Origin of the sequence: Luteolibacter luteus (assembly GCF_012913485.1) — a bacterium.
GTDB classification, from domain to species: Bacteria; Verrucomicrobiota; Verrucomicrobiia; order Verrucomicrobiales; family Akkermansiaceae; genus Haloferula; species Haloferula lutea.
Window position 1 is genome coordinate 3,634,183 of record NZ_CP051774.1, and the last position, 19,463, is coordinate 3,653,645.

A 19,463-nucleotide genomic window follows, 5' to 3' on the forward strand; every position below is an offset into this window, starting at 1 on the left:
ATCCTCAGGTGGTCTTGCTCCCTGCAAAGTCCCAAGGTGAGAAAACCGGGGGTGCTTCGTGGACTCCACGGTCTGTGAATTCAATCTGCGTCCGGTTCGAAGAAGAGCTGGAAGAATCCACGCGCTCCAGGAGGTGTGATCGTCTCGATGTGCGTGCTTCTCTCAGCAGGCGTCATTTGTTCGATCTCTTCCGAGGTGATGGTTAGGACGCGCTTAAGCGGGCTTCCGATGTTTTCGATGCTCTCGCTCACGTGCAGATGGAAGCTGCCGCGCGGGACTAGCTTGGGGAAGGTGATCTCCCAATGGTTTGGCGTCGGAACGCAGAGGATGCGGAAGCCGAGATCATCGGCAGAATCGTTCGGGTTCATGCCGAGGTAGTACTCGGTGAGGTTATCCAAGCTGCCGCCGTCGGAATCGCCAGCGACCGCGCCGGGGAGATTGTTTTCGTCCAGCCAGTCCTCGAAGCCCTTTGTTTCTACTTGGACCTCGGCTGCTGCCGACTTGTTCCCGGCAGCGTCCACCGCGATGACCTTGAAGACGTAGGTTGTCCCATCGGCAAGGCCACTATCGAGGTAGGAGGGATTCAAGACCGAACCGATCAATTCGGCATCGCGCCAGATCTCGTAGGATATCACGCCGACATTGTCGGAAGAGGCGTCCCAGATGAGTGCCACGGAATGGTATTCGGGCGAGGCATTGAGGTTCCCGGGCAAGGAGGGATTCGCGGTATCCTCCAAGGTCGAGGTGCCCAGCAGGGCCGGGCTGGAAATGTTGCCAGCAGCGTCGCGAGCCCTGACGTCGTAGCTGTAGGCCGTCGCCGGTTGCAGGCCGGTGTCGATGTAAGCCGGATCCTCCACTGTCGCCAGCAACTGTCCGTCGCGGCGCACTTCATAGCCGGTGACCCCGACATTGTCGGCCGGAACGCTCCAGACGAGCTGGATCGACATGAGTTGCGGCGTCGCGGCCAGATCGCCCGGAATCTCGGGTGCGGACGAGTCGCTGAGAGTGGAGGTCGAAACCGTAGCGGCAGCGGAAGCATTGTCGGCGGCATCCACCGCGATGACCTGATAGCTGTAGCTAGTGTCCGGTTGCAGCCCGGCATCGTTGTAAGCCAGGCTTTGGACGGTGGCGATGACCGTGCCATTCCTCAGGATCCGGTAACCGGTCACCGCGATGTTGTCGCTGGAGGCACCCCAGCTTAGTTGGACCGACTGAACGGAAGGCGCCGCGACCAAGGAGTCCGGCGTCGTCGGGGCCGCGGTGTCGGCAAGGGTACTGGTCGAAAGCGTGGCCGGTAGCGATTCGTTGCCGTTGCCGTCCACGGCGATCAAGTGGTAGTCATAGGAGGTATCCGGGTCGAGATCGACGTCGGTATAGCCAAGCCCCGGGACGGTGGCCAAGGTGAGATTGCCGCGCTTCACCCGGTAGCCGGTGACTTCCACATTGTCCGTAGAAGCGGTCCAGGAAAGCTGAACCGATTGGGTCGAGGGTGTCGCGGTGAAAGTCAATGGCCTAGCCGGTGCCTGCGTGTCGGCCAAGGTGGCTGTGACAACCGTGGCGGGTGTCGATTCGTTGCCCTGCGCATCCAGAGCGATGACCTGATACTCGTAAGGCGTGTTGATGTTCAGTCCGGTATCCGTGTGGCTAAGTTCCGTTACAGTGGCGACAGTGAGGCTGCCCCGCTTCACCCGATAGCCGGTGACCTCCACGTTATCGGTAGAGGCGAGCCAAGTGAGTGTGACGGAGGTCAAGGCGGGGGCCGCTGCCAGATCCGCCGGCGGAGAAGGCGCGATGGAATCGCCCAAGGTGGTGGAGGAAACCATGGCCGGTTCGGATGCGTTGTTAGCCTCGTCAAGCGCGACGACCTTGTAGTTGTAGGTGGTTCCGCTTTGCAGGCCGCTATCGATGAATCCCGGATTCTGGACCGTGGCGACCACGACGTTGTCCCGGGTGATCTGGTAGGCATCCACGCCGACGTCATCGGTCGAGGCCGCCCATGCGAGCTCCACCGATCCGGTGTTCGGAGTAGCCGTCAGATTTTGCGGTGAGGAAGGAGCTGTGAGATCTGGCAGGGTGGCGGTGGAAATCTGGATGGCGCCGGAGACATTGCCCGCGGCGTCCACGGCGGTCACCGAGTAGGTATAGGGCGTGTTATAGTCGAGGCCGCTGTCCGTATAGCTGGTTCCTGGAACCGTTGCGAGCAGCGTTGCGCCGCGTCGGATTTGATAGCCTGTCACGGCCACGTCATCGGTGGAGGCGTCCCAGGAAAGACCCACCGAGAGCAGGGTTGGCGTCGCCACCAGCCCGGTGGGGTCGGAAGGCGCGGTGGTGTCCGTGATGATGGTCACGGGAACCATGCCCGAAGCGAAGCTGCCTTTGCCTTGGGGATTCACCACGTTGGCGGGAACGGATACGGATACGTTGGCGGCTCCGCTGGCAGGGGAAATACTAGCTACATAGTAGTATCCGGATCCGCGGAGCGAGCTGACAGTTCCTCCTGTGACCTGGAGGTCGGACGGCGTGAAGTCCGTGACGTCCATGTCGAAGACCACGGTTACATCGAAATCACGGGCAACCGACTGCGAGGGGCCGGCGATTTGCGCCCGTGTGGCACGCTTGTTGTAGCCGGGCGCGAAGGTTTGCGGGGTTGCGACATTTGCCCACGTGCCGGAGTCGAAGGTTGTCCAGTTCGTCCCGTCGGTGCTGTATTCCACCTTGTATTGGAAGATGCGGCCATCATCCGAAGTCGGGCGGGGATAATAGATATAACCTGCGATCTCGCGACTGGTGCCGAGATCGAAGGTCAGCTCATGAGGGTGAGCCGGTGTTTCTGCATTGGTCGTGCCCTTGTAGCTCTGCCAGAAATTGGTCGAGGATCCCAGGTTTCCGTCGCTCGCTTCCGAGGGCAGACAACCGGGCATCGAAGTGGCGGCTACTCCGCCCTTGGTGTAAGTGACGCTTGCTTGGCCAGGGTGAATTGCCACCCCGTCGGCATCGAGAATGGAAAACTCCCCGACCGCTGCGAAACGGCTTTTGCCGCTCAGAGAGGTCAGGCGGACAAAGCGTGCCTGCGGACCCGAACCAAGCGGAGGAACAAACTGGGAGGGCGTCAGACTATCGATATAGCTCCGTAGTACGGCTATCCCATTGGCATGGGCCATATGCTTGGCCAGCGGTGGCATCGCATCCCCGTTATCCACCGCACCGGCACGGACGAAGATCGCGGAGAGGGAAGGATTTCCCGGCACCACGTAGCGTCCGTCCGGACCGAGCGATTCGTAGCGATCCGGGATGCCATTGATGATGTCCTGAAGATTGAGGGGTGTGCCAAGGCGTGCATCGAATCCATCGCCAGCGCCGCCGGGCTGGTGGCAATGCGAGCAGTTCGTGTCGAGATACGAACGCACCCGGTGCTCCAGCGGGGCGGTCTGGTCATCCAACCCGCGCGCTTCAATGTAGTTTGCCAGTTGTGTCGCCGTCAGCGTCACGTTGAAGGCGCCCAGCGAGTTCAGCGTTGCGAGTTGGTTGGCCGTGCGGCCCGTGGCGGCGTAGTGGTAGTTCGAATTGAGAGGGGCGGTGCGGAAGCCGAGCGCCTGCCCCGAGGTGTCATTGTGACAGATCATGCAGTCGCCGCGGGAAGGGAAGGTCCACAAGCGTTGCTCGATGCTGTTATCGGCCTTGGTGAAACTGTAGGCCTCCTCCAGACCGTGCTCCATGAGTTCCGCGTCGGTCCCGGTTTCGTTCCACTTGTAGGTGAAGCCATACTTGCCGCCATTCGCGGTACAGACCAAGAAGCGGGTTTCCAATCGTTTGACGGCCGATGGATCGGAAGCGCTGGTGCTCACCTCGAAGTGCTTCACGAAGACCGTGCCAGCCGGGAAACCCCAGTTTCCCTCCTCGCTGAAGACGATGTCCTCGGCAGGCGTATCGAAGCTGCCATTGTTCGGCAGGATCACCCAGCGCTTCTTCGCCGCGGCGTCGGACCACAGCGGGTTCGGTACATCGTAAGGAATCACACCCGCGGCCGTGGAAAGAGTCGCCAGGTTGGTGAAGACTCCGGTTTGCGAAAGAAGCTGTGGCGGCTCGGCCGAGATGGCGGGAAGCGCCAGCTTCATGATCTTTCCGTTCGGGCTATTGGTGCCCGCCAGGTTCATGATGTAGATCTCGCCCGCGCTATCCGTGAAAAAGCCACAGAGGCCCTTCTTGTAACCGGTATCGAAGGATGAAACCATCTCGGTGACGATGGGAGCCCCGGAAGTAAGCTCGAGGCTCCAGATCCGGCCGCGGACGTGGTCGCCAAAGATTACCTTGTCAGCCAGATAGCTGGCCCACTTGGTGCCCCGGTAGCGCATCCCGCCGATGATGCTGGATCCCACCGAGTGATCATACTCGTGCACCGGGATCATTTCCGTGCCGATCAAGGGGGAAGGCTTGATCTTGGAAGTATTGCGCGTGCCCTCTTTGTAGGCCCACTGGCAGTTGCTGCCATTCGCGACACGGGTCAGTTCCTCGCGGTTGCCTTCGCCCACTTCGCCCACCCAGATCTCGTCGGTCTGGGAATCGAAATGCGCGGAATGAGGGCTGCGCAGGCCGATCGCGTAGAACTCCTCCAGTACCGATCCTCCGGCGTTCTGGAAGGGATTGGTGTTCGGAATGCCGTATCCCTGGGTAAAGCTTGCGGGCCACTCCGCCGGGCGGGGATTGATTTCCCACAGCGAATCCTCGGTGGGTTGGCGCCTGATCGCATGCGACTTCGCCGGGTCGTTGTTCACGTCGATGCGCAGCATGCCGCCAAACAGGCCGACGTTGATGCGTTGCGAATTATCGAGGGCGTCTCCGCCCAAGCCCCCATCGCCGACGGTGATATAAAGGAAGCCGTCGTCGCCGAAGAAGGTGGCTCCGCCGTTGTGGAAGCGGTGCGGATCGTATTGGGAGATCAAGATCGACTCGCTGTTTGGATCGAGCGTGCCCAAAGAGGGAAGCCAGGTGAACTGAGAGACCGTCCAGTAAGTCCGGTCATTGTCATCCACTCCCTCGAAGGCCCGGCGGCTGTAACAGACATACACTTTGTTCTGACCCTGGGCACCGTTCACTGAGAAGTTGGGGTGAAAGGCCAAGCTGTAGAAACCTTGGTCCTCGGAGGTCTCTGTCTTCGCCGTATGGTCGAGTACCTCGATGCGTTGTGCCATCGTCGCAGCAGAACTCTTTGGGAAGCGCCAGATCTTCCCGTTCTTTCCGACCACCAGGAATTGGCTCTGGCCGGGAATCTCCGCGAGCATCATCGGATCCGTGAAAGTCAGGTTCGGAAAGGCGTTCTCGACCGCCCAGCCGGAGGGATCGCCGGGAGCTGTGGCAGGGAAGGTGCCATTAAAGAACGGACCGACGGGCTCTGGACCATTGAGACCGGAAGGGGAGGTGCCCAATGCCAATTGTACCACGGCGAGAAGGGTGGAACCGTACAGGCACAGGTGTCTCAGGTGCAGCAATCGGGGGGAATGCACGAGCGATGAGGTTGTTTAGAAGGGGAAGGATTGCAGGGCAATCCAGCCATTCTAGGGTGGAGGGGGGACGTATGGAGGCTGTGAGAAGATATGAAATAAATCAAGGCAAATTCCGTACCGGGATTACAGCGGACTATGTTTTTTCTAAGGATTGTAATGATCGTGGCAATGCTTGCTGCAGGGATTCCTGAAGTCTTCTCGTCCTTGATAGACAGGCAGCTTCCGGAGGAAAAGATAAGATAAGTTTAATTTCTCTGCTTCCGATTCTTGGGCGAATTCCTAGACTGTATCTAAGCCGGAAACCTAAAAAAGACTGGCTGTTCTGCCTTGGATTTTCTAATGGCCCTAGAAGCAAGGCCGTCGCGGATACTTCCGGGGGAGGGTATTTCGCGGCCCACTCACAAGGATTTCCGGCGCTAACAGCAAGGTTCCGAGGGCTTCTGGTTGCCGCGGTTCCATGCCGAAAGCGATGGGTGTCCCAAGACAAACCATGCCGATTCTTTTCCCTCCCCCTCCCACCCCGTCGGTTTTCCATCACCAGTGCTATCATATCTGGCGCGATTGGTGCTGCTTATCCCCGGCTTGAAGGTTCGCCTGTTCCCCCGGTCCGAGTCCCGCATGTCCCACCGCCTCCCCCCTCATGCATTCGGTCTAGTTGCCCGGATCCTCTTTGGGATCTCCGCGACCGCATCGTTTTTGTCCGCGCAGATCCCGGATACCTTGAGGTATTCGTTTCACGCGCCGAAGACTCTTCCCCAACAATTCGAACAACAGGGCTTTTCCGTTGCGGTGTCAGGGAGTGTTGCGGTGGTCGGATCACCGCTATTCGACGAGAATCCCATCTCCGCCTTGGACTGCGGGGTGGTGAAGATCTACGACACCGCGAATGGCAACCTGCTGCAGCGGTTGAAGAGCCCGAGCGGGACCCCCTTCGGTTACTTTGGCGGAGCGGTGGCCATCTCGGGAACAAAAGTGATTGTTGGTTCGGATGAGCCTGTTGGCGATGATTCCGGCTCGGGCCGGGTGCATGTCTATGACATCGCTTCCGCTGCGCCTTCGGTCCCGGTCTTCACTTTCAATAATCCTGCCTCCTCCAAGCGTGCCCAGTTTGGACATTCCGTTGCGATTGATGGCAACCTGATCGTGGTCGGCGCATGGCTCGATGACGCCGGCGAAACCAACTCCGGCCGGGCCTATGTCTATGATATCGGCAGCTCTTCGCCCACCGATCCGGTGCTCGTCCTGGAGAATCCGGGTCCGGCAGAGAACGATTGCTTCGGTGTCTCCGTGGCGGTTTCCGGATCGAAAGTCGCGGTGGCGGCCTATCATGATGGAACCGGTGGTTCCAAAGCCGGGAGAGTCTACGTCTTCGACGTGGATGGCCAGGTTCCCGGTGTTCCATGGATGTCGCTGGGAAAGCCGAACTCCGAGCGCAATGATTGCTTTGGCAACTCGCTTGCCATGTCCGGCTCCTTGCTGGCGGTTGGCGCGGAGGCGAGCGACGCGGATGCATGGAATTCCGGAAACGCCTACATCTTCGATCTCGCTTCCGGCACGCCGACCCAGCCGCTCCACACGCTTTCCAATCCAGTCCCGCAGGCGCAAGGCTACTTCGGAACCAGTGTGTCGATTTCGGGGAATCTTCTCACGGTGGGGGCTTACCGGAATGATACTCCGGCGGCCAATACCGGCGCATGCTATGTTTTTGATCTCGGTGGCGTCACCCCGACCGTGCCGAGTGTGGTGCTTTCCCGACCGACGGCCGACGAGGACGACTATTTTGGAAATGCCGTTTCCATCTCGGGGAACCGGATCGTGGTGGGGGCTTGGCGTGATGACACCGGCGATCTGGATTCCGGTATTTCCTATGTCTATGACCTGAGCGGCGAGATTCCTGCGAATCCCGTGGCGGCGCTGGATAGCCCGCACCAAGGCTCGGCGGATCACTTTGGAAGTGCAGTGTCCATTTCGGGAGATCTCGTTGTGGTTGGATCGCCGGATTCCGACTCCGGTGCCACGCGAGCGGGGCGGGTGAGCGTCCATGATCTCGCATCGTCGAAGCCGAGCGCGACCTTGGCGTTCATCGAGAATCCGACCCCGGCCTTCAACGATGCCTTCGGAGCTGCCGTTGCCGCAAGCGCTCCATGGATCGTGATTGGTGCGCCGGGTGACGACGCTGGAGCCCCGAACGCGGGATCGGTTTATAGCTACAATTTCTCCGCAGGGCCCGCGACTTCTCCGGCGCACGTGCTTCCCAATCCTGCTCCTGAGGCGGGGGATGGTTTCGGAACCGCGGTTGCCGTTTCGGGGAGTCTCGTTGCGGTCGGCTCGCCCTTGGATGATATGGGCGCGGTGGACTCAGGCGTGGTTCACGTCTTCGATCTTTCCTCGGAGAATCCCGCGGTTCCCGTATTCATCATTCCGAACCCGACGCCTGCTGTGGACGACCGGTTCGGTTGTTCGGTCGGAATTTCCGGCACGAGGTTGATCGTGGGCGCGATGAGGGATGATGTAGGCGCGACGAATTCCGGCACGGCCTATGTCTTTGATCTCGATGGGAACCTTCCCACGATTCCGTGGCTGACCCTTTCCAATCCCAGCCCGGCTGCGGAGGATGGCTTCGGCAACGCGGTGGCTGTCTTTTTCAACCGCGTGGTGGTCGCTGCGTCTGCGGATGATACCGGCGCGACCGATGCGGGTTCCGTCTACGTCTACGATCTGGGTGCTGCCACACCGCATCAGCCTGTCTTCACGATTCCCAATCCCAGTCCTTCTAATGACGACCGGTTCGGCCAAGCGGTCGCGGTAGCAGAACCCCGCGTGGTTGTCGGGGCACATCTGGACAATAGCCCCACGGATTCGGGCCGGGCTTACACCTTCAATATGGTCTCTGCCACTCCGACGATTCCATCGGCTACCTTGGCGAAGAATACTCCCACCAATGGCGACCAGTTCGGTTCCTCGGTTGGAGTTTCCGGCTCCATCGTGGTGGTCGGCGTGCCCTTGGATAACAAGACTGCGACGGACAAGGGAGCTGCCTACATCTTTGGGCCTGCCGCTCCGGAAATCGCCGTGGAAGGGCCCGGAGCTGCCGAACTCATCAGTGGCGGAGCCGCGGACTTTGGCGCGGTCGCGATAGGACAGGACGGCGGGGCGAGCTTGAGTTTCACGATCCTGAATACCGGCATTACCGGTCTCCCGATCACGGGGATCGTCGTTGCCGGTGGGGATTCCGAAGATTTCACCGTTTCCCGATCCGAAGTACCCGCAATCATCCCTGCGGATGATGATGCCGTTCTGATGGTGGTTTTCAATCCGTCGGCCTCCGGCCTCCGCAGCACCACGCTCCGGATTGAGAACGGCGACGCGAATGAGAACCCCTTCACGATTGTGCTTACGGGCCAAGGGCTCTCTTCCGCGCAGGATACCGATGGAGACGGCCTCAATGACGTAGCGGAACTGCGCATGGCCTCTTTCGGATTCGACTGGCAGAACCCGGACCCCGGTCTGGTGGATTCTTTTCAAGCGAACTTGAGCGCCGCTGGATTCCACTCGACTGGACAGGTCCAAGCGCTCCGCCTCCTAGGGCCCGAGATTTCCAAGGAGTCCTCGACCTTGAGATTGAAGTGGGCTCTGACCAAATCGTCCGACTTCTCCACATACGTTCCATTTCCAATGACGGTTCCACAGGCCTCGATCAACCTGCAGGGTGAGCTCGAGCTCCGCTTCAGCGGAACAGATAACGCCGCCTACTACCGGCTGGAAACGGATTAAGGGTCCTCCTGCTTCCCCTCCCATGCAGCATCCCCTCCATCGCCTGCCTCTCACGATTCTCCTGGTCCTCGGCCTGGCGATGGCAGGGCTCCCGCGGGCGGATTCTGCTCCGATTCCCCATTCCTTGGAACAAGTGTTCCGTTCCCAGAGCACCGCCCGCCAAGCGGGGAACAGCCTCGGCCAAAGCGCCGCGATGGGGGGCAATCTCCTCGCGGTAGGTTCGCCCTATGACGACATCGGCGGAGCGGATAGTGGTGTCGTGAATCTCTACGATGTTACGACCGGGACTCATCTGTATTGCTTGGCAAATCCGAACCCCTCTCGGGAGAGCTACTTCGGCTGGTCGATTGCGATCTCGGGAACCCGCGTGGTGATCGGTGCTCCGCAGGATGATACTGGTGGTAACGATGTCGGCATCGCCTACGTCTATGATGTTGGGGCCGCCACGCCCACCGTGCCGCTTTTCACGTTCAAGAATCCCCATCCGGGTCAGAATGACACCTTCGGCTCGGCGGTGGCGATCGATGGAGATCTCGTGGTTGTTGGGGTCCCGGAGGGAGACTCCGGGCAATTGGATACGGGCTGCGCCTATGTCTTTGATCTGGGTTCCACCACTCCGGCCACACCCGTTCTGCGGTTCGACAACCCGAACTCCGGCGGCGATAACTTCGGGGTTTCGGTAGCAGTGTCCGGCATTCGCGTTGCGATAGGAGCCGCGCCCGAAGACCTCAGCGGGGATGGTTGCAGGGCGTACATCTATGAGACGAATTCGTCGGCACCGCTGATCCCTGTCGTGGTGCTCGCCGATGACACGCCCACGACCAACGATCAGTTCGGCATGCTGGTGGATATCGAGGGAACCACCGTGGTGGTGTCATCACCTCAGGATGACACCGGCGCACAAAATGCGGGTGCTTGCTATGTTTTCGATATCGCTGAAGGAACGCCGGCTGCGCCCATTGTGACGATTCATAATCCGGCCCCTGCCTTGAACGATCATTTTGGTTCCGCGATTTCTCTCGAGGGATCGAGTCTCGTGGTCGGGTCTTATCTCGACGACCAAGGCGGCCTCGATTGCGGAAGGGTTTACCTTTTCGCTCTTTCCTCGGGGACACCTTTCATTCCGTCCTTGGTGATCGACAATCCGACCCCCGCGAACAACGACTTTTACGGGCGTTCGGTTGCCATCGCCGGACCGCGGCTTGTGGTGGGAGCTCCCGGTGACAACACCGGTGCCAGCGACGCGGGGAGCGCCTACGTCCATGATCTGAATTCGAACACGCCCGCCCTGCCTTCCTACTCCATCAACACCCCGAGCCTCTCATCCGACGAAGAATTCGGTACCTCGGTGGCGATCAGTGGTACGATGGTCGTCGTAGGTTGTCACCATGACGACCGCGGCGCCTCGAATGCAGGCTGCGTCTATGTTCATGATTTCTCGTCGGACACGCCGCATTTCCCGGTGCGGACGCTTGAGAATCCAACGCCGGTATTGAACGACTACTTCGGGGGAGCTGTGGCAGCGGCGGGAAACCGGATCATCGTGGCCGCTTCTCAGGACGACGGCGGGGCTCCGAATGCCGGGACGATCTACGTCTATCAGCGTAATTCAGGAACGCCGACGGTTCCCGTTTACTCAATCCCGAATCCGGTGCCGCAGGTCCAGGACCAGTTTGGAAATGCCCTCGCGGTGTCCGGGAACTTGCTTGTGGCAGGGGCATTCAAAAATGACGTGGGAGGAATGGTCGATGCGGGCTCTGCCTATGTTTTCAATCTCGCTTCCGCCACTCCTTCCGTGCCCATCCTGACCTTCGACAATCCGGAGCCAGGCTTGGACGATTGGTTTGGTTGTTCCGTGGCGATTTCCGGCACCAAGGTGGCAATCGGGGCCCATGGCAATGACGCCGGAGCGACGAATTCCGGAAGCGTTTATATCTACGATACAAGCTCACCCACTCCCACCACGCCCGTGGCGATCCTTCGTGATCCTTCTCCCGCTGAGGGCGATGGGTTCGGCTATACCGTGGGCATTTCAGGGAACTATGTGGCGGTGGGCTCGCCAATGAATGAGTCCGGCGCGAACGACTCGGGAAGCGTCTATATTTTCGATTTGTCGCAATCCCAGACGGTCCCTGTGCTGACCCTGGACAACCCCGCCCCGGAGCCGGAAGACTACTTCGGGATTTCTCTCGCGATGTCCGGGACCCGTCTGGTGGTTGGCGCATCGGAGGTGGACCTCGGGGCGGGGGATACCGGCAGCGCCTACGTTTATGAGCTCTCCTACGCAACCCCCGCGCTGCCGGTGGCTATTCTCGACAACCCCGAGAAGAAGACTGGCGATTGGTTCGGCTATTCCTGCGCTATTGATCAGATGAATATTGTCGTGGGAGCGCCGTTGGAGGATGGCGCTACCGAGAATCGCGGTGCGGCGTTCCTCTTCGATCCGGATCCGCCCTCGCCAAAGATGGAGGTGGAGCAACCTCCAGGCACCGGACTTATCAGTGGTGCAGCGAGCATCCACTTCGGCGACGCTGCAGTGAGCACGAACGGAGGGATTCAGACCGTGCTCATCCGGAACACCGGCACCGCTGCCCTCACTCTCACGTCGATTTCGCTGCTTTTCGGAGACGTGGGGGAATTCTCCGTGGATGCTCCGCCTTTGCCCTCTGTCCTCGGGATCGATCAAACGATTGCTTTCAATGTGGCCTTCGCACCGGTCGCGGCGGGCAGCCGCATCGCCATATTCCGGATCTTGAGCAATGCGGCATCGAGCAGTCCCTTTGATGTTACCTTAACGGGGCAGGCGCTCTCCGCTGCCGACGACACGGACGGCGACGGCCTGAACGATGTCGTGGAGTTGCAATTGGAGGCCTTGGGCTTCGATTGGCAGGTCAATGATGAGGAACTCGTGGCCATCCTCCGTTCGGGAGCAAATGCCACTGGACTGTACAGCCAGCAGCAACTCCAGGATCTGCACCCCGACACGCCGCTCCTTTCGAAGGATCCGGTAAAAGGGGATTTCGTGCTTACCCTTGCGGTGAAGAAAGCGACGGATTTCTCGAACTTCCAGCTGTTCCCGGTGTCTGAATCTCAGATGACCATTAACCCCCAAGGGGGCGTGGATCTACTGGTTCCGATTCAGGAGCCAAAGGCATTCTTCTCCTTGCAGCCTCGCTGAAGGTGTTCCGGTTCGTTCATTTCGGAACCAAATTGTAAATTGCTTAAGAAAGCTAACGAACTTCTAACCAATGGAATTCCTTGTGAGATACCGCATGGCCTGAATCGGTTTGACGGGGCGAAGTCATGGGCGGAAACCTTATACCGTCCACCCAGACCTTCCCCCCATGGTCACCCCCATCATGCATTCCCGGAAGGAGCTTTCCCCTGTGGTCGTGTTGGCTTCGGCGCTCCTCTGTTCCCAAGGTTTCGCTCAGGATTTCGCGTTGCGTCTCGCAGACGGAAACCAAGCGCTCTTCGAACCGTTTCCCATCCCGGATGCGGTTGCAGTGCCAATCAAAGGCGGTTTCGATTTCGGCGTTTATGCCTCGGCTACCTACGACTCGAACTTCTACCTCGATGACGACTATACCGAGAGCGAGTTCTATGGCGCAGTGTCCCCGTGGATCAGCTACCGGAGCGATCCGGAAGGTCACGCGAGGTACTCCTTTGAGGCCAAGTATTCGCCTACCTTCCTCGCCTACTGGAACAATTCCGACCTAAACGGCATCAATCAATCCGGTAGCGTGGCCTTCAAGTATCAAGGCTCCAGGACGACGTTGACGGTCTTCGCAGACTACAGCGAAGTCTCATCGGCGGATCGTCTTTCGGGCACCTTTGTCGAAGGCTCGATCTTCAGTTACGGAATCAAGGGCACCTACCAGATTGCCCCCCGGACCTCGCTTCAGGCGGCATGGACCGCGTCTTCTTCGGACTACGATAGCGGCGGCCGCAGCGGCGCGGATGTCTATACCACCCAACTCGCGGGTCTTTGGGATGCGACTGAACGCATCCAGATTGGCCCCGCTCTCCGCTATACCATCACCGAGTCAGACAATACCGGTGAACGCGACGCCATCGCTGCCCTGCTCAAGGTCCGCTACCAGTGGGGCGAACGCTTCTTCTTTGATGCATCGGCCGGTGTCGAGTTCGCCAAAAACTCACGGCAAGGTGACGATTACGAGATCGGGCCGGCGGGCTCGCTCGAGGTTCAGTACTTGATCAACGAGCGCTGGACCCTGAAAGGTTCGATTGGCTACGCCACCGTGCCTTCGCCGGTGAATGCCAACTATGTCGTCGACGACTTTTCCCTCTTCACCGCCCTGGTGAGGCATTTCGACCGGGGAGGGAGCCTCGAAGCAGGCATCGGCATCAGCTTTTCCGACTACGAGGCAGTGGGTACTGTGGCTACCCTCCGCGAGGACGACCAATTCTTTCATGCTTATCTGACCTACCGGCGGAAACTTTTCCTCGATCGCGTATCGTGGGAAAGCTCGCTCCGCTACGCCGCCAACGATGGCCAGAAGGACTGGTCACAATGGCAACTGACCACAGGTGTCGGCATCGAGTTCTAGTCTGCTTTCCTTCGGGTGCGGCTTCCCGGCATTCGGGCGCCGCATCTGGAAAACCCCAAACCTCGGAAATCACGCATCAATGAAAACCTAGGGCGGGTTCATCTGGCATGTAGCTTGCTCGAATTGATTATCTCGGATTCGACTGGCTAATCCCGAACTCCCTCCCCCTAAAACCCCCCACATCTGCTTTCTCCCGTTCCAGCTCCAGCAGGAACATAGGAATCATCGTATCTCACCTCCGAATCGCTTTTCAAGAGGACGACATCGATCCTTAAGTTAAGTTATTATAAAAAAGTAACAGACGACCACGTGGTTCTTCCAATAAATGCTTGTAGGTCGTTGCGATTCTGATAGAAACACTATTGCTGTTCCCCCTCCCGAACCTGCAAATCTCCCCCCCATTTGAGCCCCTGAAGAGCCGATAAGCGCATCTCATCCGTTCTCTACTTTGAGGGACTGATGTGGTAGAAGCTCCCCCGGACTCACATGCGAGGAGGTCACTACCCGGCCTGTCGTATGAAGGTTTTGGCGCTGAAAAGCGTTAAACGACCAAGGGCGGCAGCGTGAATAAGGATTCCAGCAACCCTTGCTCACCAAAGGCGGTATATTAGATAACTTGAGTATGTGATTTTCTCAACTCATCGTCAATCCACTCCTTAATCCCCCCCAAGGATGAGAACGCAATTCAAGGAACGGCGGATCCGTGCGCTTTCCCCGCGCCCTCGAGCCAGCGAGCCCGCGGATCGTCCCGACCGACCAACGAACCGGACGAGCTTTCCCGTCCGTCTTCACCTGAGGAAACGCACTGCTGGCGTCTCCATTTCGCCCCGCCCGCGCGGCAGCGCTCGCCGGGAACCAATCCCGACATGGAAGCGCTGGAGCGACATGGTCTGTGTGGCCATGAGCTTTCCCTTCGCTCTTCCCTTGATCGGGCTGGTGGTCCTTTGGATCCGGCTAGTTTCGCACGGTCCTGCTCTCTTTCGGCAAGAGCGCATTGGCTTGGGAGGCCGGCGGTTTACGCTCTATAAGTTCCGGACCATGCGGCATGGCGCCTCGACGGCCCATCATGAGGCTCATGTGGAGCGCTTGGTTGAATCCGATCAACCGATGGTCAAGCTCGATTGCCTTGGCGACTCGCGTCTGATTCCGGGTGGCCGTTTTCTCCGGATGGCGGGCTTGGATGAGCTTCCGCAGTTCCTGAATGTTCTCCGTGGGGAGATGAGCTTGGTCGGACCGCGCCCCTGCCTTGCCGAGGAATACGGCTTCTTTACCTCTTCACAGCGTGAACGCTTCACCGTGCTGCCCGGCCTTACCGGCCTGTGGCAAGTGAAGGGGAAGAATCGCACCACTTTCCGTGAGATGAACGCGATGGATGTTCACTACGCCCGGAAATCATCTCCCATGCTTGATGTGGCCATCATGGTTCGGACACCGCTCGCGCTCGTCCAGCAGATGGCAGATTGCCTGGCACATCAGCGGCAACATTGCCGTGCGGAAGGGCTGCCAGTTCCGGCCAGCCACCCGACTCTTGGTTACGGTGGTGTCAGGCACTTTTCGGATCATGTATGAACAAGCCCCTGTCAGTGGGGATCGCTGGTTGCGGCTACTGGGGCCCGAACTTGGCCCGCAACTTCGATGCCCATCAGGACGCTCGCGTGGCAGCCATCTGTGACACCGATCCCACCCGAATCGATCACATGCGGATATTCTATCCGCAGAGCGCCTTCTTCCAGGACTTCGCGGCCATGCTCGCCGCCTGCGACCTCGACGCGGTGGTTATCGCTACGCCGGTCAGAACCCACCATCCTCTCGCCAAGGCTGCACTCCTTGCAGGCAAGCACGTGCTCATTGAGAAGCCGATGGCTTCTACCTCGGAGGAATGCGAAGAGCTGATCGCGATTGCCCGGGAAAAGCGCCTCACGCTGATGGTGGGCCACACCTATCTCTACTCCGAGCCGGTCAGGAAAATCGCCGAGATCATCGGGGCGGGGGGAATCGGTGAGATCAAATACATCAACTGCCAGCGTCTCAATCTCGGCCTCTTCCAGAAAGATATCAATGTCACCTGGGACCTCGCGCCGCACGACATCTCGATCATCCTCCATGTGATGGGAGAGTGCCCGCAGCTTGTGAATTGCCAGGGCAATGCCAACATCAATCCAGGGATCGAGGACGTTACCAATCTCTCGCTCACCTTCCGCAATCATCGCTTCGCTACTGTCCAGAGCAGCTGGCTGGAGCCGCGCAAGGTCCGGCAGATGACCTTCGTCGGCACTCACAAGATGATCGTCTACGATGATCTCCAACCCTTGGAAAAGCTCCGCATCTACGACGTGCGAGTGGAGTGTCCGCCCCACTACGACAACTTTGCCGAGTTCCAGTACTCCTACCATTACGGGGACTGCTACCTCCCCCGCATCGAGCAGAGCGAGCCGCTGAAAAACATGTGCGGTCACTTCATCGGATGCGTTCGCGAGGGGCTGGTGCCTCAAACCTGCGGGATCCGTGGCCTTGAGATGGTAAGGATCTTGGAAGCCAGTTCCGAGTCACTTCACTCCAAGGGCGGTCCTGTGCCTTTCTCTTCCTCGCGGGTCCAGTCCTTGCCCGGGTTTCGAAGCCCTCCTGCTGATTTCCGTTCACTGAAATTGACCGGCGTATGATCGAAGAACTTGCCGATGCGATCCGGATCGCCCCAGACGTGAGGTTGGGGATGCGGGTGCATCTGCATGGCTTCGTAAATCTTTACGGCTGCCAAATCGGCGATGACTCGCGCGTCGGGACCTTCGTCGAGATCCAGAAAGATGCGAAAGTCGGTGCCCGCTGCAAGATCTCTAGCCATAGCTTCATCTGCGAGGGCGTCACCATCGAGGACGAGGTTTTCATCGGTCACGGCGTGATGTTTGTGAACGACCGCTTTCCTCGGGCTACGAATGCCGATGGCTCGTTGCGATCGGATGCCGACTGGACCTGCCAAAGAACGACCGTGGAGAAGGGCGCCTCGATCGGCTCCGGAAGTACGATCCTGGGTGGCCTGACTATCGGCAGGGGTGCAATGGTTGGCGCTGGCAGCGTCGTCACGCGGAGCGTTCCTGCAGGTATGGTGGTAGCCGGGAATCCGGCGCGACCGCTCGCCGCTATGGAAACAATCTCAGAACAGGGAAATTCCAATGACGCGTGATGACATCGATCTCTGGTTGGTTTCCTCCCCCGTATCTTGACCGGATCCTTGGATCGTTGATCCACCTCCCTTCCGGATTGAAAACGATAACACCCCCTAGTGATGCAAAAGTCTGTTCCCCATGGATCCAAAGGGTCCTTCGGTTTTCAGGACATCCTCTACGTGCTTTTCAAGCATAAGTGGAAAATCTTGTTCATGAGTGCCCTGGGTTTCGGTGCGGCGGCTGCCGTCCTTGTGACCCGGAAGCCGCTCTATCAGTCTCAGGCAAAGATCGCGATCAAGTATGTCCTGCAGCGCGGCGGTGTGGATTCGCACGAGTCCGAAGTCGAAGCCGGCGGTCGTGGCGGAGACCAGGTTGTGAACACCGAATTGGAGATCCTTCGGAGCCGTGACCTGGCGAAGGAAGTGGCTGCAGCCATCGGGCCCGACCGTCTACTGCCCACGCTGGGGGAGACGGCGCATGTGAACGCGGCTGCTGGCGTGGTGTTAGGAGGACTTGATGTCATGCCGGCCACCCGCGGCAGCAACGTGGTCTACGTTACCTATCGTAACGAGGATCCCCAGCTTGCTGTGGATGTGCTCCAGGAAGTGGTAAAGCGCTACTTTAACAAACACCTCGAGATCCACCGTTCGGTTGGAGCTTTCGACTCCGTCGCTCAGCAGGTGGATCAAGTCCGCAATCGCCTTCTCCAGACCGAAGATGAACTGAACGATCTCAAATCAGAGGCCGGCATCCTTTCCGTGACCGATGAGACTTCGTCCCTGGCCGTCCAGCGCGACAAGACGAAGCAGGATCTTGTGTCCGCCGAAGCCGAGCGCGATGCGCAGGCCACCAAGGTCCGTGCTTTGGAGCGGGATCTAGCTGTTGCCGGCCAATCCGATGAGACTGCCGTGGCTTCCGTTTCCCTGAAGCCAATCCCCAAGGCTGAGAAACCGGTCCCTGCCCCGCCGAAGCCCGAAGAAATCGAGGAGTATCGGGAACTGGCGAAGCAGATCGAAATGCTCCAGCAGCAGGGCTTCGAACTTCGTAGCAAATTTGCCTCCGGCAATGCGCAGGTGATCCGCAATCAGCAGGAAGTCGCCAGCCTCAAGGCGAAGCGTGCCTCGGTTCTTGAAAAAAACCCCGGCCTCGCGATGGAAGCTGCTACGGCTCCGTCCGGGAATGAACCTCCAAATCCGCTACAGGAACTGCGCAAGGAGCGGGATACCTTGGCAGCGCTTGAAGCCCGCATCGAGCGTTACCGCACCCATCTCACCGAGCTGGAAGCCCGCATCAAGAGGCTTTCCGGGGTGCAGCCTAAGATTGATGAACTCGAGCGTCGCAAAGAGATGGAAGATGCCGAGTACCGCTTGCTCGAAACCAACCTCAACAAGGCTCGCGTCGATCGTACGCTCGATCCTTCCCAGATTCCCAACATCCCGGTGCTTCAGCACCCCTCTGCCCCGCAGCAGATCTTTAGCGAGCTCTCGACCAAGATCGCCTTGGGCCTCGCTGGTGCGGGCGTGCTGTCCGGACTCGGCCTTGCTTTTCTCCTTGAACTCGTGATCGACCGCCGCATCAAGCGCCCGACCGAGATCGAGTCTCGTCTCCAACTGCCGCTCATGCTTTCGATCCCTTACGTGCGTCCGAAGCACCGGGGGGCATTGTTGATTGCCAATGATCGCAGCGAAAGCGGTGGGGAAGGGGAAAAACCCAACCTGCCCGCGGTCCGCGGTGCCAATGGCTTCCATCAATTCCCCGCGAAAAACGATCATTTCATCCATCCTTACTCGGAAGCCATCCGTGACCGGATCGTGTTCAACTTCCAGGTCAACAACATGACCCACAAGCCGAAGCTGATGGCCGTGACCGGTCTCTCGGCGGGCGCGGGCACGTCCACCATTGCCGCCGGCTTGGCCAAGGCTTTCTCCGAGGTGAATGGTGCGAAGGTGTTGTTGGTGGATCTCAACTCCGAGTTTCCGGATGACAACCCAATGTTCGGGAATAGGCCGCTTCACTCGCTGGTTGGCGCCCTGCAAGCTGCCCGGAACACGCGCTTCAAGGAAGGCTCCCAGAACCTTTACCTGGCCAGCGCGGCCTCCCGGAAGAGCGACCCGAATGCCAGTCCTTTTGGGCCGATGCATCTCTACGAGCTTCTGCCCCACTTCCGCGCGAGTGAGTTCGATTACATTATTTTCGACATGCCCGCACTTGCCCAGACCAGCCCGACTGTCGCGATGGCCGGTTTGATGGACAAGGTGCTGCTGGTCGTGGACGGCGAGGATACCAGTCGCGAGACCCTCAAGTGGGGTTACTCCGAACTGGTGAAGGGCCGTGCCGATGTTTCCTGCATCTTCAACAAGGCCAAATCCCACGCGCCCAGCTGGGTCCTAGGTGACGTCTGAAGAAGACAAGCGAAGCGAGGCTGCCACCCGCTTATCCGGCCCGCCCTCCGCACC

The 19,463-nt window shown here is 59.2% G+C and carries 8 protein-coding genes; 7 read left to right on the forward strand and 1 reads right to left on the reverse strand.

Annotated elements, in window-relative coordinates; genetic code table 11:
• Positions 1-80 precede the first annotated feature (80 nt).
• Positions 81-5,501 carry a fibronectin type III domain-containing protein gene (locus HHL09_RS15080; RefSeq protein WP_169455453.1) on the reverse strand — a complete coding sequence of 1,807 codons (5,421 nt, stop codon included), beginning with the start codon at positions 5,499-5,501 and terminating at the stop codon, positions 81-83.
• 789 nt (positions 5,502-6,290) lie between these two features.
• Here HHL09_RS15080 and HHL09_RS15085 point away from each other — a divergent pair.
• The 7 genes from HHL09_RS15085 to HHL09_RS15115 all read left to right on the forward strand — a co-directional run bounded on the left by HHL09_RS15085 (position 6,291) and on the right by HHL09_RS15115 (position 19,409).
• Positions 6,291-9,275 carry a choice-of-anchor D domain-containing protein gene (locus HHL09_RS15085; RefSeq protein WP_169455454.1) on the forward strand — a complete coding sequence of 995 codons (2,985 nt, stop codon included), beginning with the start codon at positions 6,291-6,293 and terminating at the stop codon, positions 9,273-9,275.
• A 22-nt stretch (positions 9,276-9,297) separates the two neighbouring features.
• A complete protein-coding gene (locus HHL09_RS15090; protein WP_169455455.1) occupies positions 9,298-12,453 on the forward strand; it encodes a choice-of-anchor D domain-containing protein in 3,156 nt (1,051 codons plus the stop codon).
• A 166-nt stretch (positions 12,454-12,619) separates the two neighbouring features.
• Positions 12,620-13,846, forward strand: coding sequence for a hypothetical protein (locus HHL09_RS15095; protein ID WP_169455456.1), 1,227 nt, complete (start codon positions 12,620-12,622; stop codon positions 13,844-13,846).
• Between the two features lie 672 nt (positions 13,847-14,518).
• Positions 14,519-15,415: a sugar transferase gene (locus HHL09_RS15100; protein WP_169455457.1), complete on the forward strand. Its 897-nt coding sequence runs from the start codon at positions 14,519-14,521 to the stop codon at positions 15,413-15,415.
• Positions 15,412-16,506, forward strand: coding sequence for a Gfo/Idh/MocA family oxidoreductase (locus HHL09_RS15105; protein WP_169455458.1), 1,095 nt, complete (start codon positions 15,412-15,414; stop codon positions 16,504-16,506). Before HHL09_RS15100 ends, HHL09_RS15105 begins: the two co-directional genes overlap by 4 nt.
• Entirely contained in the window at positions 16,503-17,024 is a 522-nt protein-coding gene (locus HHL09_RS26685) for an acyltransferase (protein WP_169455459.1), read from the forward strand. Before HHL09_RS15105 ends, HHL09_RS26685 begins: the two co-directional genes overlap by 4 nt.
• Positions 17,025-17,126: 102 nt before the next feature.
• Positions 17,127-19,409, forward strand: a complete 2,283-nt coding sequence (locus HHL09_RS15115; RefSeq protein WP_277349120.1) for a GumC family protein — start codon at positions 17,127-17,129, stop codon at positions 19,407-19,409.
• Positions 19,410-19,463 lie beyond the last annotated feature (54 nt).